The organism is Chryseobacterium sp. (assembly GCF_029240215.1).
In the GTDB taxonomy this organism is placed as follows: domain Bacteria; phylum Bacteroidota; class Bacteroidia; order Flavobacteriales; family Weeksellaceae; genus Chryseobacterium.
Genome location: NZ_JARBTK010000002.1, coordinates 168,969 through 191,762, shown reverse-complemented (window position 1 = coordinate 191,762; position 22,794 = coordinate 168,969). Strand labels below are relative to the sequence as shown.

The 22,794-nt window shown below is 33.5% G+C and carries 27 protein-coding genes; 3 read left to right on the top strand and 24 right to left on the bottom strand.

Annotation, left to right across the window (positions count from 1 at the left end):
* Window positions 1-52: 52 nt before the first annotated feature.
* The gene (locus K0R77_RS04825; protein ID WP_300349228.1) at window positions 53-1,303 is read right to left on the bottom strand and encodes a T9SS type A sorting domain-containing protein; all 1,251 of its coding nucleotides are present in this window, start codon (window positions 1,301-1,303) and stop codon (window positions 53-55) included.
* A 421-nt stretch (window positions 1,304-1,724) separates the two neighbouring features.
* Here K0R77_RS04825 and K0R77_RS04820 point away from each other — a divergent pair, with 421 nt between their 5' ends.
* Window positions 1,725-2,135 carry a BrxA/BrxB family bacilliredoxin gene (locus K0R77_RS04820; protein ID WP_300349225.1) on the top strand — a complete coding sequence of 137 codons (411 nt, stop codon included), beginning with the start codon at window positions 1,725-1,727 and terminating at the stop codon, window positions 2,133-2,135.
* Between the two features lie 104 nt (window positions 2,136-2,239).
* Window positions 2,240-3,757, top strand: a complete 1,518-nt coding sequence (locus K0R77_RS04815; RefSeq protein WP_300350431.1) for a GH3 auxin-responsive promoter family protein — start codon at window positions 2,240-2,242, stop codon at window positions 3,755-3,757.
* Window positions 3,758-3,805: 48 nt separating this feature from the next.
* Here K0R77_RS04815 and K0R77_RS04810 read toward each other — a convergent pair whose 3' ends face one another.
* The 22 genes from K0R77_RS04810 to K0R77_RS04705 all read right to left on the bottom strand — a co-directional run bounded on the left by K0R77_RS04810 (window position 3,806) and on the right by K0R77_RS04705 (window position 20,990).
* Complete coding sequence (locus K0R77_RS04810; protein ID WP_300349223.1) at window positions 3,806-3,973, bottom strand: hypothetical protein; 168 nt, start codon at window positions 3,971-3,973, stop codon at window positions 3,806-3,808.
* Between the two features lie 89 nt (window positions 3,974-4,062).
* The gene (locus tag K0R77_RS04805) at window positions 4,063-4,437 is read right to left on the bottom strand and encodes a hypothetical protein (protein ID WP_300349221.1); all 375 of its coding nucleotides are present in this window, start codon (window positions 4,435-4,437) and stop codon (window positions 4,063-4,065) included.
* 20 nt (window positions 4,438-4,457) lie between these two features.
* Complete coding sequence (locus K0R77_RS04800; protein ID WP_300349219.1) at window positions 4,458-4,799, bottom strand: hypothetical protein; 342 nt, start codon at window positions 4,797-4,799, stop codon at window positions 4,458-4,460.
* A 4-nt stretch (window positions 4,800-4,803) separates the two neighbouring features.
* Window positions 4,804-5,796 (bottom strand): endonuclease/exonuclease/phosphatase family protein, encoded by a 993-nt coding sequence (locus tag K0R77_RS04795; RefSeq protein WP_300349217.1) that lies wholly within the window; start codon window positions 5,794-5,796, stop codon window positions 4,804-4,806.
* A 6-nt stretch (window positions 5,797-5,802) separates the two neighbouring features.
* Window positions 5,803-6,537: a rhomboid family intramembrane serine protease gene (locus K0R77_RS04790; RefSeq protein WP_300349215.1), complete on the bottom strand. Its 735-nt coding sequence runs from the start codon at window positions 6,535-6,537 to the stop codon at window positions 5,803-5,805.
* Between the two features lie 4 nt (window positions 6,538-6,541).
* Window positions 6,542-8,320, bottom strand: coding sequence for a DNA mismatch repair endonuclease MutL (mutL, locus tag K0R77_RS04785; protein WP_300349213.1), 1,779 nt, complete (start codon window positions 8,318-8,320; stop codon window positions 6,542-6,544).
* A gap of 204 nt (window positions 8,321-8,524) precedes the next feature.
* Complete coding sequence (locus tag K0R77_RS04780) at window positions 8,525-9,373, bottom strand: YoaK family protein (RefSeq protein WP_300349211.1); 849 nt, start codon at window positions 9,371-9,373, stop codon at window positions 8,525-8,527.
* A 31-nt stretch (window positions 9,374-9,404) separates the two neighbouring features.
* Window positions 9,405-9,902 carry a hypothetical protein gene (locus K0R77_RS04775; protein WP_300349209.1) on the bottom strand — a complete coding sequence of 166 codons (498 nt, stop codon included), beginning with the start codon at window positions 9,900-9,902 and terminating at the stop codon, window positions 9,405-9,407.
* Window positions 9,903-10,044: 142 nt separating this feature from the next.
* The gene (locus K0R77_RS04770) at window positions 10,045-11,454 is read right to left on the bottom strand and encodes a HAMP domain-containing sensor histidine kinase (protein ID WP_300349206.1); all 1,410 of its coding nucleotides are present in this window, start codon (window positions 11,452-11,454) and stop codon (window positions 10,045-10,047) included.
* A gap of 3 nt (window positions 11,455-11,457) precedes the next feature.
* Window positions 11,458-12,162 (bottom strand): response regulator transcription factor, encoded by a 705-nt coding sequence (locus tag K0R77_RS04765; RefSeq protein WP_300349203.1) that lies wholly within the window; start codon window positions 12,160-12,162, stop codon window positions 11,458-11,460.
* Window positions 12,163-12,358: 196 nt separating this feature from the next.
* Window positions 12,359-13,237 carry a hypothetical protein gene (locus K0R77_RS04760; RefSeq protein ID WP_300349201.1) on the bottom strand — a complete coding sequence of 293 codons (879 nt, stop codon included), beginning with the start codon at window positions 13,235-13,237 and terminating at the stop codon, window positions 12,359-12,361.
* An 8-nt stretch (window positions 13,238-13,245) separates the two neighbouring features.
* Window positions 13,246-14,592 carry a beta-carotene 15,15'-monooxygenase gene (locus K0R77_RS04755; RefSeq protein ID WP_300349199.1) on the bottom strand — a complete coding sequence of 449 codons (1,347 nt, stop codon included), beginning with the start codon at window positions 14,590-14,592 and terminating at the stop codon, window positions 13,246-13,248.
* Window positions 14,593-14,598: 6 nt separating this feature from the next.
* Entirely contained in the window at window positions 14,599-15,006 is a 408-nt protein-coding gene (locus tag K0R77_RS04750; protein WP_300349196.1) for a hypothetical protein, read from the bottom strand.
* Window positions 15,007-15,014: 8 nt separating this feature from the next.
* Complete coding sequence (locus tag K0R77_RS04745; protein WP_300349193.1) at window positions 15,015-15,410, bottom strand: DUF6804 family protein; 396 nt, start codon at window positions 15,408-15,410, stop codon at window positions 15,015-15,017.
* 12 nt (window positions 15,411-15,422) lie between these two features.
* Complete coding sequence (locus tag K0R77_RS04740; RefSeq protein ID WP_300349190.1) at window positions 15,423-15,638, bottom strand: TM2 domain-containing protein; 216 nt, start codon at window positions 15,636-15,638, stop codon at window positions 15,423-15,425.
* 2 nt (window positions 15,639-15,640) lie between these two features.
* Entirely contained in the window at window positions 15,641-16,267 is a 627-nt protein-coding gene (locus K0R77_RS04735; protein WP_300349187.1) for a PH domain-containing protein, read from the bottom strand.
* A gap of 15 nt (window positions 16,268-16,282) precedes the next feature.
* Window positions 16,283-16,813, bottom strand: a complete 531-nt coding sequence (locus K0R77_RS04730) for an SH3 domain-containing protein (RefSeq protein ID WP_300349185.1) — start codon at window positions 16,811-16,813, stop codon at window positions 16,283-16,285.
* A gap of 11 nt (window positions 16,814-16,824) precedes the next feature.
* Window positions 16,825-17,895: a type I restriction endonuclease gene (locus K0R77_RS04725; RefSeq protein WP_300349183.1), complete on the bottom strand. Its 1,071-nt coding sequence runs from the start codon at window positions 17,893-17,895 to the stop codon at window positions 16,825-16,827.
* Window positions 17,896-17,906: 11 nt separating this feature from the next.
* A complete protein-coding gene (locus K0R77_RS04720; RefSeq protein WP_300349180.1) occupies window positions 17,907-18,239 on the bottom strand; it encodes a YegP family protein in 333 nt (110 codons plus the stop codon).
* Window positions 18,240-18,379: 140 nt separating this feature from the next.
* Window positions 18,380-19,045 (bottom strand): response regulator, encoded by a 666-nt coding sequence (locus K0R77_RS04715; protein ID WP_300349177.1) that lies wholly within the window; start codon window positions 19,043-19,045, stop codon window positions 18,380-18,382.
* A gap of 15 nt (window positions 19,046-19,060) precedes the next feature.
* On the bottom strand, window positions 19,061-20,737 hold the full coding sequence (locus tag K0R77_RS04710; protein WP_300349175.1) for a tetratricopeptide repeat-containing sensor histidine kinase: 1,677 nt from the start codon (window positions 20,735-20,737) through the stop codon (window positions 19,061-19,063).
* Window positions 20,738-20,798: 61 nt separating this feature from the next.
* The gene (locus K0R77_RS04705) at window positions 20,799-20,990 is read right to left on the bottom strand and encodes a hypothetical protein (RefSeq protein WP_300349172.1); all 192 of its coding nucleotides are present in this window, start codon (window positions 20,988-20,990) and stop codon (window positions 20,799-20,801) included.
* 395 nt (window positions 20,991-21,385) lie between these two features.
* Here K0R77_RS04705 and K0R77_RS04700 point away from each other — a divergent pair, with 395 nt between their 5' ends.
* Window positions 21,386-22,189, top strand: a complete 804-nt coding sequence (locus K0R77_RS04700; RefSeq protein ID WP_300349169.1) for a hypothetical protein — start codon at window positions 21,386-21,388, stop codon at window positions 22,187-22,189.
* Window positions 22,190-22,218: 29 nt separating this feature from the next.
* Here K0R77_RS04700 and msrA read toward each other — a convergent pair whose 3' ends face one another.
* Window positions 22,219-22,776: a peptide-methionine (S)-S-oxide reductase MsrA gene (msrA, locus tag K0R77_RS04695; protein WP_300349166.1), complete on the bottom strand. Its 558-nt coding sequence runs from the start codon at window positions 22,774-22,776 to the stop codon at window positions 22,219-22,221.
* Window positions 22,777-22,794 lie beyond the last annotated feature (18 nt).

The window sequence follows — 22,794 nt, the reverse complement described above, 5'->3', positions numbered from 1 at the left end:
AGAAGCCCGAGACTTTATGTTCCGGGCTTCATTTATTTATATATTTTAAATTTTACTTTTTAATAAAAGGGAAAATCTGAGATCCATTTTTGGTTTCAATTTTCAAAATATATTTTCCTTTTGTATATGAATTTAGATTGATTTTAGCAGATTGATTTTCTCTGATATTTATTACTTCAATTAATTTTCCGGACAAATCAAAAATACTTATTGTTCTAAATTTATCTTTAGATTCAATCATTAAAATATCTGAAACAGGATTAGGATAAATTTTAATCTGCTTTTCAAGATCTAAGTCTGAAGTACTTAGATTTGTTGTTATCGTAATCGCTGTTGCTGTACTTTGGCATCCGTTAGCAGTTTGGGTTACATAATAAGTTGTTCCGTTGCTGACTACGGTATTAGACGGAAGAACTGTAGTCATAGCTGAAGAAGAATACCATGTAAGATTTTGTCCGCCTACAGAAAGATCAGCCAAAGTTGATGTTGACGGAACAGTTTGGGTAGTTGCAGCTGCTGGAGCTGGTGTTGCAGCATTTACTGTTACGGTAGTTTGTACCCGTCCAATTGCGCAGATTCCTGAAATTGGCTTTATTTTCCAATTGTAAAAGTAATAGTAAGTTGTGGTATTTGTATTAGAACTGTTAATAGTTCCGCCTGTAATGCTTCCTAAAGTTCCTAGAGCATAAGGAAATGAATTTGTAGCACCTGTATCTCTTCTCATTGAAGGCGCTGATCTAGCAACGAGCTTATAAGAATTTCCTCCAACAACTGAAAAACTGACAGGAACTGTAAACTGCAAAGGAGCAGAAGATGTTCCTCCTGTAGGAATAGTAACGCTTTTCTGAGCAATTTTTACATAATTTGCATCTAAAAGTTCGAGTTCTAAAGTTCCGGATGCAGAAGCAAAAATATCTACGGATTCTAACATAAAGCTGCTGGTTGCTGTGAAAGCCAATCCCCACGGACTGGAAATTGCAGCGACAGCACTAGAACTTGTTGACGGTGTAGTTTTTCCACCGGTCACCTGCGCTCCTAATTCGTAATTATACGCTTCTGCCCAGAAAGAAGTATTCGATGTGATTGCAGGAGTGGTGTAGGTATTCCCTAAATAAATCGGCACAGTAGATGTAGCTGAATTGAACCATTTTACTTCTGTACCAGTAGTTGTAGCATTTATTGTTGCGGTAGATTGTCCGCAGGTAAAAACGGGCGGAATGGCAAGTTGTGGTATAGTACAATTTTGTGAAAAACTTGATCCGGCAAATAGTCCGGACATTAGAATCATGTAGATTTTCTTCATAAGGATAGTTTAGGGTTTATTGAGTTGTTTAAATAAAAAAGAAGTCCAGATCATTTTGCTCCAGACTTCATTACTCAAAAAACCTTTCAAAAATACCAATAAATTATCTAAAAACTATACGCAATAGGTAATTTTAAAAGGATAAGGGGGAACTACAATTCACATCATATTTAATTTGATATGTCCTAGAAATTTTATTAATAAAGTTTCTTTTCATGAAGGTCGTTTTTAGAATTATTTCAAATTTAGCAAAAAATCGTCACTTATTAACCTTTTTTATTCAACAATTTTATGATTTTAATGTGATTTATATATGTGTGGGTTTGTTTTTATTTTGTTTCACGAATTCATCAATAGTTTTTATTAATTGATATAAATTCATAAATGTTGTAAATTTGTATACAATTAAAAATTACAAGAAATGTATCCATCAGATTTAGTAATGCCGATGAAGGCTGAACTTACAGATAAAGGTTTTCAGGATTTAGAAACTCCTTCACAAGTAGAAGATGCTTTGAAGCAGTCCGGAACCACTCTTTTAGTAATCAACTCCGTTTGCGGATGTGCTGCAGGAGCAGCAAGACCGGGAGTTGTTTATTCTTTAACTGGAGAAAAAAAACCAGATCATTTGACAACTGTTTTTGCGGGTTTTGATAAAGACGCAGTTGACGCAGCAAGAAAACATTTAGCACCGTTTCCTCCAAGCTCGCCATGTGTAGCTCTTTTCAAAGACGGAGAATTGGTTCATATGTTAGAAAGACATCACATTGAAGGTAATCCTGCAGGAGCAATCGCTGCAAACCTTCAGGCTGCTTATGATGAATATTGCTAATATTGAGTAATTAAAAACTTCATATAGAAACCGTTACAAAATTTGTGACGGTTTTTTATTTAAATTCATTCGCAGGAAATTCAAATATGATTATATTTGTTGAAATGGCAACGAAAGTACTTTTCAATACGGTAGTCAATTGGTTTATCCGTCAAAGGATAGATCAGATACAGAATTTTATGGATCATCCTATCGAAACGCAGAATGGAATTCTGTTTTCACAGTTGTTTCATGCAGAAGATACGGAATATGGTAAAAGATATGGATTTAATTCTATTTCGAGTTACCAGGATTTTAAAAATAAAGTTCCTGTAGTTACATACGAGGATTTCGAACCTTACATTGAAAGAGCCAGACAAGGTCATAAAGATGTAAGCTGGCCCGGGTATATCAAACATTTTGCAAAATCTTCCGGAACAACAAATGCTAAAAGTAAATTCATCCCCATTTCAGCAGAAAGTCTGGAATATTGCCACATGAAAGCAGGAAAAGATATGGTTTCCATTTATGCTAATAATCATCCTGAAAATCAGCTTTTTACCAATAAAAATTTGCGTTTGGGAGGAAGTTCAGAATTATATGCAGATTTTAACACCAAATTTGGGGATCTCTCGGCAATTCTGATTGATAATCTTCCTTTTTGGGTTGAAATTACTACCACGCCGAGCAAGAAAGTTTCTCTGATGGGAGAGTGGGAAAGCAAATTAAAAGCAATTACTTCTGAAGTGAAGAATGAAGATGTGGGAAGTATTTTAGGCGTTCCAAGTTGGATGATGGTGCTTTTACAGAGGGTTTTGAAAGAAACTGATGTAAAAAACATTTCAGAACTGTGGCCAAATCTGGAAGTGTTTTTTCACGGTGGAATCAGCTTTAAACCGTACAAAGATCAGTTTAAACAAATCATAGGAAAAAATATCAATTACTACGAAATTTACAATGCTTCTGAAGGTTTCTTCGGAATTCAGGATAGACCAAATAGTGATGAAATGCTTCTGATGCTCGATTACGGTATTTTCTATGAATTCATTCCGATGGATCAGTTTCATTGTTCAAATCCGAAAGTTGTAAGTCTTGAAGAGGTGGAAATTGGGAAAAATTATGCAATGGTCATCACAACAAATGGTGGTTTATGGAGATATTTAATTGGCGACACCGTTGTTTTTACTTCAACCAATCCATTCAGAATAAAAATTACAGGAAGAACGAAACATTACATCAATGCTTTCGGTGAAGAATTAATGATTACCAACGTAGAATCGGCATTGACGAAAGCTTGTGAGGCAACAAAATCGGCTGTGACAGATTTTACCGGAGCTCCAATCTTTATGAAAGAAAATGAAAGTGGTGCTCACGAATGGATCTTTGAATTCAGCGAGAAACCGGAAAATCTTGAAGAGTTTGTAGATATTTTTGATCAGCAGCTGAAAGCGATCAATTCTGATTACGAAGCCAAAAGATATAATAATATTACGTTGAAAAAACCGGTGATACATATCGCAAAACCAAATTTATTCTATTGCTGGCTGGAATCTAAAGGAAAACTGGGCGGACAAAATAAAGTGCCACGCCTGAGTAATGACAGAGAATATATCGACCCTTTATTGGAGATGAATCAATCATAAAAAAACCGCAGAAAATATTTTCTGCGGTTTTTTTTAAAGTAAATCTAATTAAATAGATCCTGGACAAGCAAAAACTGAACATCTTCCAAAAGCATTTCTGCACATATTCCATGCACACCCGTCATCTTCTTCTTTCGGAACGTAATAGCCTCCTTGTACTTTTTTAAGAGTTTCTCTTGTCAGTTTTTTTGCTTTTAATACAGTTAACTTTTTCATAATAATTTTTTTTGGTGAATTTTTAGAATTCTAAATTACTATAAATTTTACAAAAAACATTGCATTTTAATCAAAATACAATGAAATATTTACTTTTTAAGATCTTCTTTTAGTTTTTTCGCACCTTCTTCCACTTTTGCAGCTCCTTTTGCTGCAGCATCTTTTACATCATTTCCTACTTCTTTTGCACCGGCTTTGATGTCTTTTCCTACTTTATCAGCCTCGTTTTTAATATCTTTTCCGGCTTCATTAATCTTTTCACCTGTTTTACTGACCGTCATTTTAACATCAGACTTAGCTTTGTCGACTTTTGCAGTATCCACAAAACCTGTGCGACTTTCTGTGGTTGTCGTTGTTGTTACAGATCCGTCAGGATTTTCCACTTTTTCTGTTTTTGAAGTAGATTGTGTGCAGCTTATGATAAATGCAGAAACGGCAAATGCTGTGATAATTTGTTTTTTCATTTTGTATATTTTACATTAAATTATTGTGTTACAGGAGTGGAAACTGTCGTATTTTCCTTTGTCTTCTGTTTTTTTTCTTCTTCCTGTTTTCTCTTGTTTTCTTTTTCCAATTCGGCCTCGATTCGTTGTTCTTCCTGCTCTAGCTTCATGGCTTCTTTCAAAGAATCCTGATATTTTTGAGATGACATTCTGATTTGGCGAACGATATCAACGGATGTTGCACCTGCTGAAAAAGAATCGATAGCCGTCGTATCATAATGAGGTTGTACAGCTTGAGTTTGATCCAGATTTGCAGGTTCTCGTTTTGAACATGCAATCAACAAAACAAAACTTATACATCCTGTTACCAATACTTTTTTCATGGAACTAATTTAATAGAAATTCTGCAATTACAGGATAATGATCAGAAAGTTTTACCGAACGGTCAACATGATAAGTCACAGGCTTTATTGAGGGTGATGCAAAAACAAAATCGATTCGCAAAGGATATTTGTAATCGTGAAAACTGGTACCGCTTCCTTTTCCAACTTCAAAAAAGGTATCCTTTAAACCCTTTCCCAAATGATAATATTCGTAAGAATTGGGAACAGAGTTTAGATCTCCTGCTAAAATTACAGGATAAGGCGATTCATCAATACTTTTTCGAATAATCTCTACCTGCTCCTGATGCATTTTAAATGTAGGAATCAGTCGTTTAATAATATCTTTTACTTTTTGCTCATCTTGCTCACTGTTTCCGTTGAGCTTTACCATACTTTTTTCAAATTTGAAAGGCTGCATATAAGTGTTGATAATACGGTATGTTTTCCCTTTGATTTCAATATCTGTATATTCAGAATATGCGTTGAATTCTTCGCTATACATACCGGCAAATAATTCTTTGTGCCCTACAGTTTTGTATTTTGAATATGTACCTACAACAGGGTTTTTGTATTCTTTTTTCAGATTATTAAATTCATATTCAAAATCTGCATCTTCTTGAATGAGGACAATGTCTGCATTTTGCTCATTAATGAATTTCTCAATGTTTTCCGGGCCAAATTTTCCGCCTTTTACATTGAAAGAGACTATTTTTAAATTAGCTGATTCTTTTTTATCCGTAGAATAATTGATCCATCTTTTTACAGGGCTCAAGAAAAACAATCCTAAAAACATAAAGACAAACGCTCTTTTTTTCCATGAAAAAATCCAGAAAAATGTAAGCACAACATATCCTATAATGAATAAAGGAAAACCTAAAGACAAGAGATTAAACCAAGGGAAAACTTTTGGCGGAATATAGGCATTCAATAAAACACCTGTCAATAAAAATAATATTCCCAGGTGCAGGATGAAAAGGACGATTCGGACGATTTTCACAATGTTTTAATTAAATCGATATAAATGTTTTCTCCAGATTCTTGCTAAAATGAATCCTACAATTGCTCCACCAACGTGAGCCAAATGGGCTATACCACCGCCATTTCCAGAAATACCCAAATAAATTGACCCTATTACAACAATCGGCAACACATATTTTACTTTTACAGGAATTGGAATAAACATAATTCCAATTTTCGCATCTGGATATAATGTTGCGAATGCAGCTATAACTCCAAAGATGGCTCCCGATGCTCCTACCATAGGAGTTCTGAGTGCCATGTATAATTTCTGTGATAGCTCTTGCCCTTCGGCAGTTGTTGCACTAATTTTTAAATCCCCAGAATAATCAATTGCTGATTTTGCATAAATCTCAGATGCATTTAGTCCTAAGTTTTCTAATCCAGAAACTAATTGTTGAACTTCAACAAAATTCCATAAATTAAACAAAAAGAAAGCTCCTAAGCCGCTTAGAAAATAAAGGATTAAGTATTTCTTTTCACCAAGAGCCTGCTCCAAAACAGGACCAAAACTAAATAAAGTAAACATATTAAAAAGAATATGCATAACACCCCCATGCATAAACATATGTGTAATAACCTGCCAAGATTTAAAATTAGGAGAAAAAGGGTAATATGCAGCAAACAAGTTATTGAGCTGTGGTAAGAAAAATGAGGTTATAAAAACAACAACATTGATGATAATTATATTTCGGGTAATTGGCGGTATATTATTAAACATCTTCTTAAAATTTATTTTTTAAATCATTAAAAGGAACTTCATAAAAACATCTTTTTCCGTTAGGTAAAAACTCCGGGAAACCTAATGCCGTGAAGTCTTTGATCACTTGCTCAGCATCAGCTTTATAAATGAAATCAAATCTCGATTTCGATTGCATTTTTGCCCATTGGTTATGGTAAAACTGCATAAATTCGTCTTCGGTTTTATATTCAAGGATATCAAAAAGATTTTCCAGAAATTTCATGACCTGAGTTTCTTTCAGTCCTTCAGGAACGGTATCGATTCTAAGCACGTTCTCATGTGCAATTTTCATGTCAAACCCAAGTTCCGGAAGAAACTTTTTGATCGATTTGTATTTATTTTTCTCAATTTCGTTCATATGATACTCAAGAGAGAAAAGTAAAGCGTGACTTACATTGCCTTTTTTTACATTTTTATTGTTTTCGGCAACCAGCAATCGGTGCATTCTGCCCAAATCAAGCATCAAAGTTCGGTCGCCTTTGTTGAAAAGCCAATATCCGTTGGGAAGTCGCATCAGATCTTCGTCAAAATCTTCATCTTCAAAAAGATTGATCTTTGATGGTTCGGCAGAAATATTCTGATGATACATTTCCGTAAGATTATGAATTTCCGTTTTGGTTACTTCTCTTTCTTCCAGAAAAGGATTGTAATCGCGGTCTACAATTATTTCCGGCATTTTCAGATTTCCGGTATTATTGCTTTTGCTCGGGAAACTTTTCTGCATCATTTCGTCAAGCTGCGGATCTCTTTCAAAATCTAAGCTTGGCGCAATATTGTAAATTCCTAAAGATCTCTTGATTGTAGAACGGATCAACGCAAAGATCAAATGTTCATCTTCAAATTTTACTTCCGTTTTTTGAGGATGAATATTGACATCAATTTTCTCAGGATCTAATTCCAGAAAAAGAAAAAATGTCGGAATGTATCCAGGTAAAAGAAGTCCTTCAAAAGCTTCCTGAACCGCTTTGTTGAAATATGGACTTTTAAAGAATCTTCCGTTGACGAAAAGAAACTGTTCGCCACGGGTTTTCTTTGCACCTTCCGGTTTAGCAACAAATCCGTGAAGTCTGCACCAAAGAATATCTTCTTTAATAGGAATCAGTTGCGGATGTAATTTTCTTCCGAAAACATCTACAATCCTTTGCATCTGAGTTCCTTTTCTCAATCTGAAAATAGGTTCGTCATCATGAAACATAGAAAATTCTAAATTCTCATGAGCCAAAGCCACACGCTGAAATTCATCAATAACGTGTCTGAATTCTATATTATTATTTTTTAGAAATTTTCTTCTGGCCGGAACATTATAGAAAAGATTTTTAACTAAAAAATTCGATCCTTCCGCAGTCTGTATAGGTTCCTGAAATTGAAAAACCCCACCTTCTATATAAATATTTGTTCCTAAAGGTGATTCCGGCTGTTTTGTTCTTAATTCTACCTGAGAAACAGCAGCAATGGAAGCTAAAGCTTCACCACGAAAACCTTTTGTTGAAATTTTAAAAATATCGTCAGTCGCACGGATTTTTGAAGTGGCGTGTCTTTCAAATGCCATTCTCGCATCAGTTTCAGACATTCCTTTTCCATCATCAACCACCTGAATGAGATTTTTTCCGGCATCTCTTATGATCAGTTCAATTTTTGAAGCTCCGGCATCGATTGCGTTTTCCAGAAGTTCTTTTACGATGGATGCAGGACGTTGTACCACTTCACCTGCTGCAATTTGGTTGGCTACATGATCCGGTAAAAGCTGAATGATATCTGACATAAAATGATGAATGAACTTACAAAAATAGTCAAAGGAAATAAGAATTAAAATAATTAGATGATGAATTAAAAATTAAGTCTGATTAAAATTCATACATGTAAACAAAAAGAAATGATTGAATCTAATAAAAAGCCTCCATTTGCAAAACAAACAGAGGCTACAAAACTAAGTATATACGATTAATGCTTTTATTTTTTAATATGATTAAGTTTCTTCCAGGACAAGCTTAGATTTTTCTTTCCTGGTTTCTTTTACCAGTACTTCACCGTTACCGTGGATTTTGTCATACATAAATGCCATAAAATTCGGCTTGTTATAAATTTTTGCATATCGGTAATTGGTTCTGAAGTGTCTTATGTTGATTTTATAAAAATCATAGCCGATTACGACCAATAAACATAAACTGATAATATAAAATACACTGAATTCTAATGAATAATAAACCAATCCTGAAAAAACAGCTCCTAAGACATACGAAAACATGATGCTTGATAAAAGCTTTGCTCTTGCGATCAATTCGGGGTTTTTCCTGTAGTTTTTGTGGGTAAACATTGACATCAGAATTCCCAGATCGGTTGTTGTTCCTGTAAGGTGAGTGGTTTTTACCAAAAAGTTGGATATACTTGCTGTTAAACCATTCTGCAGACCCGTTGCAAAAAGCATTAAGGCTACCAGAACTTCTGCTTCTTCCAACGTTTTCCGGTAATAGAACTGTCCGTAAAAACCAACACCAACGAGACATAAAATCTCCAGGATAAGCGGCATTGCGTGGGCAAAATATTTACTTTTTTTATTAAAGTTGATCACAAAAAAATTTGCTGTAAAGCTTCCGAAGAAAAACAGAAAGATCCATGCGCCTACAACAGCGACCTGCGACCAGTTTCCTTTGCTGATTTCGGCTGCAAATACGGCGTAATGCCCTGTTACGTTTGAGGTAAAGGAAAGAAAGATCAATAGAGATGCAATGTTTATAGTTCCTGCCGTGAAGGCAGTCAGCGTCCCCAGTTTTATATTGTCTCCCAATGTCCTGCTGTTACTATAATTTCTTAACATTTTTCTAATTTTAAATAGTTAATATTTAAGCTTAAACTTCAACAAAAACTTCTGCAAGTCTTCCTCTTTCAGGCATGAATTCAGGAGCGTCAAGCGCAATTTCTCGTGCTTTGATATCTTTGGCTTTTTTGATATAAGGGGCCAGATCAAATTTTCCTTTGCTGTTTTTGTCTTTTAAAGATGATGTGTAATAAGCTTCTTCGATGTTTTCTGCTTTCAGATAATTGTTGAAAGCTCTCTGGAAACTTCCGCTGAACACATCGCAAACGATTTTATTGACCAAGTGCGGATATTTGTTTTTAATAATGCTGTACGCATCGCAGAATTCTTTTGATCTTATTTTGTTGAAAATCGTTCCTTTGGTATTGAATAAAAGATCTCTTATAGAATCTCCAAGGTCATAACCCGATACAAGCAAAATATTGTATTTAGTATCTTCCTTCTGAGAATTTTTCTCTTTTAATACTTTCTTTAATATGTTTAAAGATTCAAGAGAATAGTCTGTTGCAATTAAAATGGTCTTGATCATATCTTTTAGATTTAGTGATTACCTATTTTGATAATACAAAACTATATCTGTCAGATTAGAAGACCTTTGGAATAAAATTAAAATGTAATTAAAGAGATTAAAATGAGATTAGAATTCTATTTTAAAATGCTTCGTTTTGAAGCTAAGATTGTTTTTCCTCCTGATGAGTGCCATAAATAGTAGGAAAACGAAGTTGTACAGTTGTACCTTGATTTTCGTGTGAACTTACAATCAGCTCACCATTGTGCATTCTTACAATATTTCGGGCGAGAGGAAGACCGATGCCGTAACCTTCATAATTCCGGGTGTTGGAAGCTCTGAAAAAAGGATCGTAGATTTTGTCCATTTCAGATTCGGGGATACCGATTCCTGTGTCTTTTACAATGATGTACACATCTGTATCTGTTGCGCCCAACGAAACTTTTACCTGTTGGAAATTAGAATATTTACAACCGTTATTTACAATGTTGGCAACGGCGAGATGAAGAAGCTGCTCATTCCCCTGAACTTTCAGTTTTTTAGGATTGTCAGGAAGCATGCTTATATCAAGATAAATATTATTGCGTGAATCAATTTTTCTGATGGTTTCAATAACGTCCCATAACAATTGATCGATTCTTACTCTGTCGATCTTCTGAATTTTTCCGTCAAAACCGGTTTGAGCAATAATTAAAAGGGCTTTGATCTTTTTATCAAGCTTTTCGGCTTCGTCCAGAATAATTTCCAGAGTTTCTTTGTATTCTTCTGCGGTTCTGTTGATAGAAAGTGCCACGTCAGCTTCGCCCATAATCGAAGTAAGCGGAGTTCTGAGCTCGTGAGAAACATTTCCGATCAGGTGATTTTGGGTTTCAAAAGAAGTTTCAATTCTGGTCAGCATAGTGTTGAAGGTGTCAACCAATTCATTAAGTTCCTTATTGTCGGGTTGAGGCTCTAGTCTTAAATGTAAATTTTCTGAGCTGATCTGTTTCACTTTTCCGGTGATTTTCAGGATCGGTTTAAATAAAGTTTTAGACAGATAAAAGGAAAAAATCATACTGAAGAAGATGGCAAGAACCATACACGTAATGATGGTTCTCTTGAGAAATCCCAGATAATAAATTACGTAATGATTTTGTGCAGAGGCAATTGCAATATACTCTTTATTATTAAACTTAAAAGACTGCCCGATGTAATAAAACTCTTTATCGTTATAATTAGCTTCACCTTTTCTGATTATATTTTTAAAAAAAGTATCAGGAATGTGTACTTCCTTCGAAATATTTTTAAAATTTGAATCTGTAGGAACTGCGAAAACATAATCGCGTTCCATCGGAAGCTCTTCGTCATTAAGACTGTTTAAAATATGATTTTCAGGAAGATCAAGACGTTCTTTACTTTTCTCAATCTGAACAATCGTCGTGGTACGGATTTTTAATAATTCATAAAACCTCTGGTGCGAAAAATTAACAATAGAAAAATAAACCAGTCCTCCGAAAAGTGAAATAACGGTTATAAAAACAACCATCAAAAGTACCATCGTTTTGGTCTGATTTGTCATTACTCTATTAAACATTTTCTATGGTTTTTTCAGCACATAACCCATTCCGATTACGGTGTGAATGAGTTTTTTATCGTCCTGATTGTCAATTTTCTTTCTTAAATAATTAACGTAAACATCTACAACATTGGTTCCCAATTCATAGTTTACTCCCCAAACTGCATCAAGAATTTCGGCTCTGGAGATTACTTTTTCAGGATTGTTGAGAAAGTACATCAAAAGTTTGTATTCTGTAGTTGTCAGTGAAATTTCTTCTCCGGAGCGGGTCACTTTTTTTGTGTAATCATTCACCGTCAAATCTGAAAATTTAAAAAGATATTCGTTATAGTCTTCCTCTTCTTCCACTTCCGGAGCAATAGGAACGCTTCTTCTCAATAATGATTTTACCCTTGCAACCAATTCGATAAACTTAAAAGGTTTTACCAGATAATCATCGCCACCGCTTTCCAGACCGAGAACGATATTTTCTGAACTTCCCAAAGCGGTTAAAAAAAGAATCGGAACATGTTTGTTGGTTTTTCTGATCTCTTTGCAGACATCCAATCCGTTCATTTCGGGAAGCATGATGTCTAAAATGACCAGATCGAAATCATTTTCCTGTACCATGCTGACTCCGGTGCGACCGTCAAAAGCCACGGAAACTTCATATCCTTTTTCCTGAAGTCCTTTTTTGATAAAAGAAACTACGCTGGTTTCATCTTCGATCAGAACAATTTTTTTCATAATGCAACGAGTTTCACAAAAATAGGAAAAGAATATTAATGAAACAAAGGCTTTGTAAGTATGAGTTTTTATAAAGTTTTTCTTAAAACCCTTCGTTTTAAACGCTGGAAGGGTTGAATTGAATATGAATTATAAAGAGAATTTAAATAAAAAAGACGAAAATTTCTTTCCGCCTCTTAATATAATGTAGTGTTTTTTAGTTTTTACCCGAGATTGCTTTTAAAATAATGGGCTCTAAATTAGATGGCAAATCGGCTGATTTTATCTGATAGTTTTTAATTTTCATCTCTTTAAACCAGTTTTCCCAGTACTCTTTGATTACGCCTTCTTCAAAAGGATTGCCTTTTTCAGGATTGATTCCTAAAACGATAACTTCAAGATTATTCAGATTATCATTCGCTTTTACAAAACCCAATTTATTTTTTTCAATTGTAGTTTTGAAGTCAGAATCTGTAAGATTGTTTGCTTTTATCAATTTTGAAGTTAGATAAGAGGTTTTCTTTTCCTGCGAGAATTTTGAATCTTCATGATACATATAACCATCGGTCAAAATAAAGAGGATATTTCTGTGATCGCCTTTTATGCAGTAATCTTTGACTTTATTTCTGAAAAACTCCCATGTGTCGGAACCTACGAATTTACCATCATTTATGGCAGACTGATAAATATTCGACGGCAGTTCAGAGTATTTTTTTTCTACAGAACTGAAATAGTCTTTGCTCGTATTTTTATCAAAAGAAACTTTCAGTTCTTTAGTAAAGTGATTCATTTTCGGATCAGAAGGTTCCGGATTGAAGAAAACCTGCATCTGATCATTGTATGTGATGATTTTTTTTGTTTTTATATGATTTAAAAATTCTTTTTCAATCGATTTGATATATTCCGTATCTCTCTGGAAATATTCCATGGTCGGATTTGGATTGGTTTTAGGGTCGATTCTGTCTGATAAATCAATTAAAATACTGACATTGATATTGTTTGAATCAATTTCTATCGGAGGAGTAGGAGGTGTATCAATTTTTTTACAACAAGAAACCAAAGAAATAATGATTAATAAGTAAAATATTTTTTTCATAATTGTAATTATAAAGATGATAAATAAACTAGATTTTGATTTTCTGAATTAGCTCCCACAACTTCAAGATTTTTATTGTATGTTTCGATACAACTGTCAATCATCGTTTGTTTTTCGGTTCTTGAAACGGCTATTTTTTCACCAATAAATGTTATCCAGCCCTGAACATATTCCGAAGCATATAGTTTATAATCTTTAGTTGGAATAATTACTCCATCGATAATATTCTGAAGTTCTTCGATTCTGCCACGTGTTTTTATGACAATCTCTTTTGTACTTCCGATGTTTGCAAGAATTTCTTCAATTTCTTTTTTGAGAACATCGATTTTTTCTAAAAGGAAAAGCACGTTTTTCTGTCTGATTTCCTGTTCGTTCTTAATCTTATCTTTTTCTTTATGTTCCTTCATTACAAAGTCAAAAACCAATCCCCAAATGATATAGACAATGAATCCTGCGAATATAATTCCCCAAAATTGAATAGTGGTAAAGGCTATTTTTAGATCAAATGGCGGAGAATTAAAAGTTTTGTTTAATTCATATAATTTAGACTCAATTTGATAAGCTAAAATGGCGTCGAAAATGAAAGTAACAATAAAAAGCAAACCCAATTTCACATAATTTACCCAAGTTTTAGTTTCATTAAACATATGAATCAAAAATCCCAATCCTAAAAAGACAAAAGGAATAAAAGATACAAATGCACCCTCAATAAAGCCTTCGGACCAAGCTCTTTCCCAAGCTCTTGCATCCAAAACACTTTGTATAACAGTAACTTTCGCGTCGAAACTTTTAAAAAACGCTGAGTAAGAAGTTGAAATATAAAAAGTTAACAGATATAATGTAATCGGAACAAGAAGAATAGCACCAATCCAAAACTTTGTAGATGCGCCTTTTGTGGCTTTTACATTGTGTCTTTCAGGATTTCTGGGTAGATCATTGATCTCAGCTTTTAAAACCTGAATCTGATTTTGGTGATTTTCAATTTCTTTATTTTTATTTTTTAACTGATCTTCTTTTGTTTCTACAGATACAGTCAAAGCTTTAATTTCTGTTTCCTTATTCTTCTGTTCGTTGACGTAGGATTCTTTCAGTTTTTGCTGTTTTTCAACCATTTCTTTTTCCTCGTTTTGAAATTTTGAATAAACCGCATCAAGACAAATTGATAATGTAGCGTGATTTCCGTTGGTTCGGGAGCTGTCTCTGTATCCCGATTCGTGATAAGTTCTTTTCCTGCTTTCTTCTGGAGATTCTCCGTTGGTATCAAATTCGGTTTTTAAAACTTCCGGTTCTTTTTCTTCCTGAGTTTCGATCGGAATTGATTTTAATTTGAATAAATTTTTAATATTTGTTGTCATGGTATTTTAGTTTTTTAATTCATATAAAATATCTGTTTTATTCTTTCCCAATTTCACAGATTCAATAAGATAATCAACGATTGATTTCACATTTTCTTCCAGAAAACCAAACATCAGAACGTATTTTTGCATGGCAGAATATTCATTTGGTGAAACAACACCGTCTGCCCAGATCATTACCGTAAGATCATACAGATAATCTACTTTTTCTTCAATGGTTTGAGGGACAAGAGATTTAAAGTTTATTGGGTTTAGTAATATTTCGTCCAGATTTTTAGATGAAATACCTCTTTCTTCTGCACATTCATAAAGCATTTTCAGTTCTAAGGTGCTAAAATCGTCATCACAAATTGCCATTTGGTACAATCTGAGGAAATGCGCTTTGAGATTTTCAGTAATTTGAGTGTTTTCCATAGTTGGTTTTAGTCTTCTTTTGGTTTTTTAGGATTAATAATTTTATCTCGCAGATATGCTTTCGGCTGTATTGTATTCACTGAAGATTCTTCGGTAATTTCTCCTTCCTTTTTTTGTTCCAATTTTTCGACAGAAGCAATAAGTAGGAAAAGAATTCCTGTTATAGTATCAATAGGAATCCATAAACTTTTTCGATATAAGTAAATGGGAATAAAAGGATTGAAAATAATGAGAATAACCAGAAAAATTATACTGAAATAATATTGTTTAGAGCTCAAAAAATTATAAATAACGATTGAAGCTCCAATAAAAACAAGAATTCTCAGAAAAGTATAATATTCGATAGGAAGCCTGAAAATACCAGCGAAACAACATAGCGCACAAAATGTGAGAAAAGGTTTCATGGTTTAAGTTTTTTAAAATCCGGTTCTGAGATTGTATTTGTAATTAAAATTATCTTCAGACATAAAGAGGAAGACAAAGAAATCAATACATGCAATCAATGCAGGAATGAGTGTCCAACAAAACAAGAGATAAAATATTCCCATAGTATTTTGCCCTAAATAAAATCTGTGAATGCCTAGTCCTCCTAAGAAAAGAGCAAGCATTGCGGTTGTAAATTTTGATTTCATAATTAAACTCTTGATAATATTTCGTTCTTTTTATTTTCAAATTCTTCTGGAGAAATGATTCCGTTTTCAACTAAACCTTTCAGTTTTTGTAAAATAGCAAATGGATCTTCCGCTTCAATAAGCTTGGGTGTTGACTGTTGTGTCTGTAAAGGATGAGCAATTATCGGTGTTGTATTATTAACTGTGACGCCGCCTCCCGCGGAAGCTCTTCTTACTTCAAGGTCTTTTTCTCTTCGAACCCCTCTCATTTGTTCTTCTATTTCCTGAGCAAACTGATACAGCTTTCTTGCTTGTGCTTTCGGAAGATAATCCATCATATTACTGAGATTGCTGACGGTTCTCATCGTAAAAGTAGAGCCCAAAATTCCTTCCTTAATATGGCAATCTGCTACGTCAACCCAGCTATAATCCTGAAAATCCATAGAAAAACCGAAGTTTTTAGGTCTGCAGAAAATAATTCTTCTGTTGGTAAGTGCGATACAGTCGGGAGAAAGATTCAATGCAGGTTTTTTCTGAACTGCAATGTATTCTACAAACTCTTGTGAAGTCAGAAGGCTATTGATTCTATCCAGTAGTTTTTCAACGGCTTTCGGATCTTGCTCTTCGTTTAAAAATTGTTTTAAATTCATGATATTTTGGTTTTGTTATTTTACATCTTTATAATAAACATATCCTGTTTTCCCGGATTTCTGCACCTTTACTTTCTGCCAATACTTTTGCTTGGAAACTGGAATTAATTTTGCGGTTTTCGAGACTTTCTCTATTACTTTAGATTGAAGAGAAGGTTTTTCATAAATTTTGATTACAGAAACGTCTGCATTGTATCTGTTGTCGGTTTTGATATTGACTTCATCAATACGAATTTTTGGAGGCTCTGAAAGTTTGCTTTTTTTAGAACGATAGGAAAGTGAAGTGTTCGGAGTTTTAGATTTTTGATGTTTTGAGGATGAGTGGTTTGCCGAAGATTTCTTCTTGTAAGAACCGCCTCCGCAAACGCCACAGCTTCCGCCCATGCCTGCGCAATGTGCACAACCGGAACAGCTTGAACATGCAGAACAGTTTGAAGATCCGGTGCATCTTTCGCCATTATGTGGACTTTTTTCTTTTGTTGAAGAAAAATAACCGGACATCAATACTCCAAAGAAAATAATTAGGATAGATATAAATGTTTTCATGGTTATTAGTTTTAATTATAGTTTTCTAAAGTCTGATGAAGCTGATTTCTGAAATTGTAGATTTCATCAAGACTATTCAACAAAACCTTTTCTCCGGCATCTTTACCATTATGAAAAGTTTCTAAATATTTATTAGCGGTATTAAAATGCAGTCTGCAAAGCGGTTTTCTGTTGTTATCATCCAGTAAAATCCCGAAATAGGACAAAGTGTCTCTGTAAGCAATTCTTTCGGAAGGAATTTTTTCTCTTAGAATGGCTTTTACAATCTGGAATCCTTCCAATTCTTCTTCCGTGGTTACGATTTTAGAATCATTGTTTTCATCAATGGGCTGAGAATTTTTCACGTCATCTTCCCGTTTTTCAATTTGCTCATTGATGCTTAATGCTGATTTTAGTCTAAAACTAATAGACTCGTTGATCGATGTGATCAATGCTTTTTTAGAATATTCTTTAAAAGCAATCATTCGATTGGCTGTTAAAGGTTTATCAAAAAATCTGCTGACCAACATTTTGACCATTTCATCCGAAGGGGTTTCGATTTCTTTCTCAAATTCTTTTCTGATGGCTTTAATGTATTTTAAGGCTTCTGCAGAATCTAAAATGCTTTCCAGATTATAGTCGTTTTTGGTAAAACTTTCGAGAATTTTTATTGAGCTTTCTTTGATATCTTCAATATCAATGGTGAAAAAAGGTTTCTCATCCATGATATTTGGTTTTTCAAGATCAGTATAAAAGTTGTAGACAATTCCGTTGGTAAGAACTCCAAATCGAGATTTTGAAACATGAAAATAGCGGTGAAGCTGTGAGTTGTGAGCATCTGCACTTTCTTTCCAGTGTTTGCATTCTATGATAAAAATGGGTTCATCATTTTTTTTAATAACATAATCTATTTTTTCTCCTTTTTTGGTTCCGATGTCACAAATGTGTTCCGGAATTACTTCTGTAGGATTAAAAATATCATAACCCAAAATCTGAATGAAAGGCATTACAAAAGCATTCTTTGTGGCTTCTTCAGTTCCGATCTGGTCTTTTAAGTCAACAACCTTTTGATGTAATTGCTCAAGTTTAATTTTAAGTTCCATGGTTTCTGTTTTTAAATGGTTTCATCAGCGATCTCTGCGGTTGGAGCATTGGATTTCACAGAGTGAATTCCGTTTTCCATTGCTGTTTTTGAACTGTATAATTGGCTTTTTCCGATGATTTCTCCGTTTCTTGCTTTCAGAACAAAGTAATCTTTGCCATTGGTGGAGACCCGTCTTTCGTATCTTGCGTCATCCTGAGAATTGATTTTTACAGATTGTATTCCTTTCTGACAAGATGATTTCTGGATGTACCCTTCACTCATTAAAATGATTTCCCCATTATTGGCTTTAAGGTTGAATTGATACTCCTTGTTTACTCTTTGAGTAATTGTGAATTTTCCCATGATTGTTTTTTATTTAACACTCCAAAAATATAACCCTTTAAAATCCAATCCTTACGGGTTTCCGTAAAACCGGCAAAAAATAAAAAAAGCCTTTCAATTTTTTTGAAAGGCTTTATTAAATATGCTTTGAAAATTTGTTTTTAAATAATTCCAATGTCTTTGCAGAAAGCTACTAATTGCTCATTGCTTGTGACTTCAAGATCTTCTTTTAAACCGTTAAGTTTTTTCTCAACACTGCTCAAACTATAAGGCTTTATGTCTTTTTCCTGCAGATGAACAGGAATGTTTTTCTGTAAAATTCCTTTAGATAAAAGAGAAACTAAGGTAATATCATAAGCTGAAAACTCATAACTATTAAGTTTTCTCATTTCCTGTTTCATATCGAGAGACAAATAATTTTCGTTGATATAAACTGAGGCGATTGATTTTTTCAGTTCTTTAGAATCATTTCTGGCTTTTCGAACATAGCCGTTGATTTCATATTCCTTGAAAAGCGAATCAATAACTCCTGATTTGTGTTCGGCAGAAAAAACGATGATTTTTAAAGAAGGCTGAATTTCTTTTATTTTCTGAATTAATTCTCTTCCGTCTTTAATTTCCTGTTTCCGATGATCTTCCTCATAATACAGATCGGTGATCAGAAGGTCATAAGGTTCATTCTCTCTGATTGATTTTTGGATTTTTGCCAATGCATCATCGCAATAATATACGTAATCAACATTCGGAATGTTGAGATCCTCCAATGTTTTTTGTACGGATAAATTGATGCTTTCGTGGTCTTCGGCGATTAAAATTTTCTTGAACATTCTTTTTTAGTTTTTTTAAGAAGCAGGAAATGAAATATTGATTTTCAGTCCCTTTTCAGTTTTGATGTCAAAAGTAATCTCTCCGTTGATTTTTTCCATACGGGAAACCGTAGAAGACAGACCGTTTTTATAAATCAAGTCCCCGGAAATACCGATTCCATTGTCTGTGTACTGAATTTTTATAAAATTATTTATTCTTTCAAATTTGAAAACCACTCTGTCTGCTTTACTGTGTTTTTTCATGTTGACAAGTAGTTCGCGTATGATCTGATAAATTTCTTCTCCTATTGACGAGCTTAAATTGCTCCATATCTCGCTTTCGTTTCCTGCAACGTAGGTTTCAATAGAAGAATTTTTAAAAGAAGCGATGAGGTTTGATATTTTTTCTTTGAATTCTTCTTCAGAATTTTTAGAATCCTCTTTTTCGTAAGAAATATCTCTTGATTTTTCGTAAACAAATTCTAATTCATCAAGAGCTTCATCTTTATTAAAACTTTCCTGATTCTCAATTTTTGTCATGACCTGATATATTCCGTTGGCTACGACATCATGTACTTTTTTGGACATTTTGAGTTGCGTGTTTTTGACTTCGAGTTCTTTTTCTTTTTCTTTCTCCTGTCTTATATGTTTTTTTCTTTTTTCGTTCCAGAAGTATCCCAAGATCAATGTCAGGGTTAAAATTCCTAATCCAAAACTTAGGTAAATTATATTAATTTTATTCTCAACATTTCTAAGCTTTAAATTTTTATTCTCAACATCTTTCTGTTCTACATCATACCTTATTACGGCAAATTGTTTTTTAGTTTTGTTTCTGGCAGTTTGTGTGCTATCGTTTATTGCTGTTAATCTTTGAAAGCTTTTTAAATAATTTGATTGATCAAGGATAATGATTCTTTGTAATGCGTTTATTTGATCTTCAGGTATTTTTATTTTTTCTGAGGTTTCAAGAAGTTTGTATGCATAGAATAAAGATTTTTTAGGTATTTTATCAGAATAATAATCTGCTAATGTTGAAAAACTTGAATTTTGTCCTTCTAAATCTTCTTTATTTTGTCTGATTTTTAAAGCTTTATTTAGTTCATGTAATGGGTTATAATCTTGATTTTCAAGAAACTTAGCCCTAGCAAGGTTATTAAGTGCCTTTGCATAAATTAAACTATCTTTTGTTAAAGTTGCTAATTCCAAATGCTTTTTAGCTTCTTTGTATTTGCCTAAAAGTATAAGTGCATCACCAATATTATTATTATATATGTATTTATTTTTATCATCATTTGAAAATTGTAAAGCTTTTTTGTAAAAAGAAATAGACTCTTCATAATTTTTTAAAAAAGATGATGAAATTGCCATACTATTGTAATTTGCAGCTAAAGTACTTTTTACAATACTGTCATTTTCATCCCGCAATAATTTATTAGCTTCTAATGAAGTTTCTATACTTCCGTAAAAATCTCCGTTATTAGATTGAATAATTGCCATATTCACTAATGATTTCCCTGACCCAATTGAATCGTAAATCTCGAGATAATCATTTTTGGCAAGATTAAAATAGTAGAACGCAGAATCTGAAGTATTTTCATTTGCAAATTCTTTTGCTTTTTCGTAAAGTTTTTTTGGATATATTTCATCTCTTGTTTTTACTTTATTGCAAGAATAGAAGATTAATAATATTATAAATACATAATTTGGTCTCATAAATTAGTTTTTATGCAAATTAACAAAAAAGGACAGATAAAAATCTGTCCTTCAATAAATGTTAAGGTCTAGGAGGCGGAGTTTGTCCAGTATTTCCAGTTACTGGTCCACCTGTTCCATCGTCCGGATCTGTCCCCGTTCCCGGATCGATACCTGTTCCGCCTCCGGAATCCTGAGTTGTTACTGTTCCTCCGTTGTTGTTATTGCATGTTGCATTTCCGTTATTATTTCCGAATGCTAAGCCAAGTAGCATTAAAATTATTTGAATCATTTCCTTTAAAATTTGAAGTTGAAATTGTTTTTCTTCCTCTCGCAGATGTAGATATCACGAGCTGTACACATTTAAAATTTCGAAGCGCTTCTAAAATTTTTTTGGGAAGTGAACCTTCAAAAACGGAAGAGAAACATCTGCTTCCCAACCCGGAGTTTTCTTCCGTTTTATCTAGTGAATTTGAAATCAGTTTTGTAAATTTGTTTTTTGTAATTGTTTGTTTATCACTGATTTCTATGGCAAAGATGCAGCGAAATGGAAGGCAGGGGTTAGAAAGTTTTTGGAAAGTTTTTGGAAAGTTTTTTCGGTGAGTTGTACGGGAAACCGTAAGGTTTTGTAATCAAAACGTCATAATTTTAGCACTAATAACCATGAGTATGTCAAAATTTTTACCTCAGAAGAAAAAATTACTTGAAGATGTTTATGAGAAAGCATCTAATGAAGCAACAGAAAGCTCTTTCAATGGAATTCTTTTACATCTTGAACAAATTTTAAAAGATGAACATGAAAGTTTAAGCTATAAAACCTTTGAAAATTACTATAAGACTATAGTTGAAAAAGAGGAAGACTATAACATAAAAAAATCTATATTAGATAATTTATGCCAATATTTAGGATATGATACATTTAAAGATTATTGCTCTGAATGGAAAACAATAGAGTATACAATACAACATACAATTTCTAAAATTGTTATTACTATTATTAATAAACCTATTCTTGCAATGCCGGAATTTATGAAACAGAATGGTTTCGGAATGGTTGAAGTTACTTTTGTGATACTTCTTCTTACAGGAAATTATGCTTTCTCAAATACTCAAGGAAAAAACCAAAACCAAGAGAAGTCTACTGTTTTGGGTTTTTTTGGAAGTTCTGAGCCTGTGAAAGAAAAGAAATGTATGTATTGGGATAAGTTTGAATACAAAATTGCTGATTGTGAGGATGATAGACCTTATCTTGATCTGAAACCTGTAAATTTTAAATTGTTGAAATATTTCAAGAAAATTAATAGAAAAGATACTTTGACTGTTGATAACGCTTTAGGAAAAACTTGGTATTCAAAGTATAATGGAAATGTTGAATTTTTCACAATGGATGGTGTAGATCCAGAGACAGGGAAAGAACTCGATCAATCAACCAATCATATGATTTTAAAATATGCAGGAGTTCAAGAAGAATAAAAAAGCGAAGATTTCTCTTCGCTTTTACTTTATTCTGAATCTTTCAACATTCCGAGTTCTCCGAAATGTTTTTTGAATTTCTGAATTTTTGGACCAACTACCGCACTGCAGTAAGGTTGATTTGGATTGACGTGATAATATCCTTGGTGATATTGTTCTGCAGACCAGAATTTTTCAAATGGTGCCAATTCTGTCACATATTTTCCTGACCATTTTCCTGAAGCTTCAGATTCTTTGATAGAATTTTCTGCTCTTTGTTTTTCAGCATCATCTTTATAGAAAATTACCGAACGGTATTGAGTTCCGATGTCATTTCCCTGTCTGTTAAGTTGAGTAGGATCATGAAGGAAGAAAAATACATCCATCAACTGATCATAAGAAATAATTGCAGGATCGTAAGTGATTTGTACAACTTCCGCGTGTCCGGTTCCACCTGTGCAAATTTCCTCATAAGTCGGATTGTCTGTGTGACCACCCGAATATCCGGAAATTGCAGATTCTACACCTTTTAACATATTAAAACAGCTTTCTACACACCAGAAACATCCGCCTCCGAAGGTGATTTGCTGTAAATTATTTTTATCCATTTTAGATTGATTTTATAT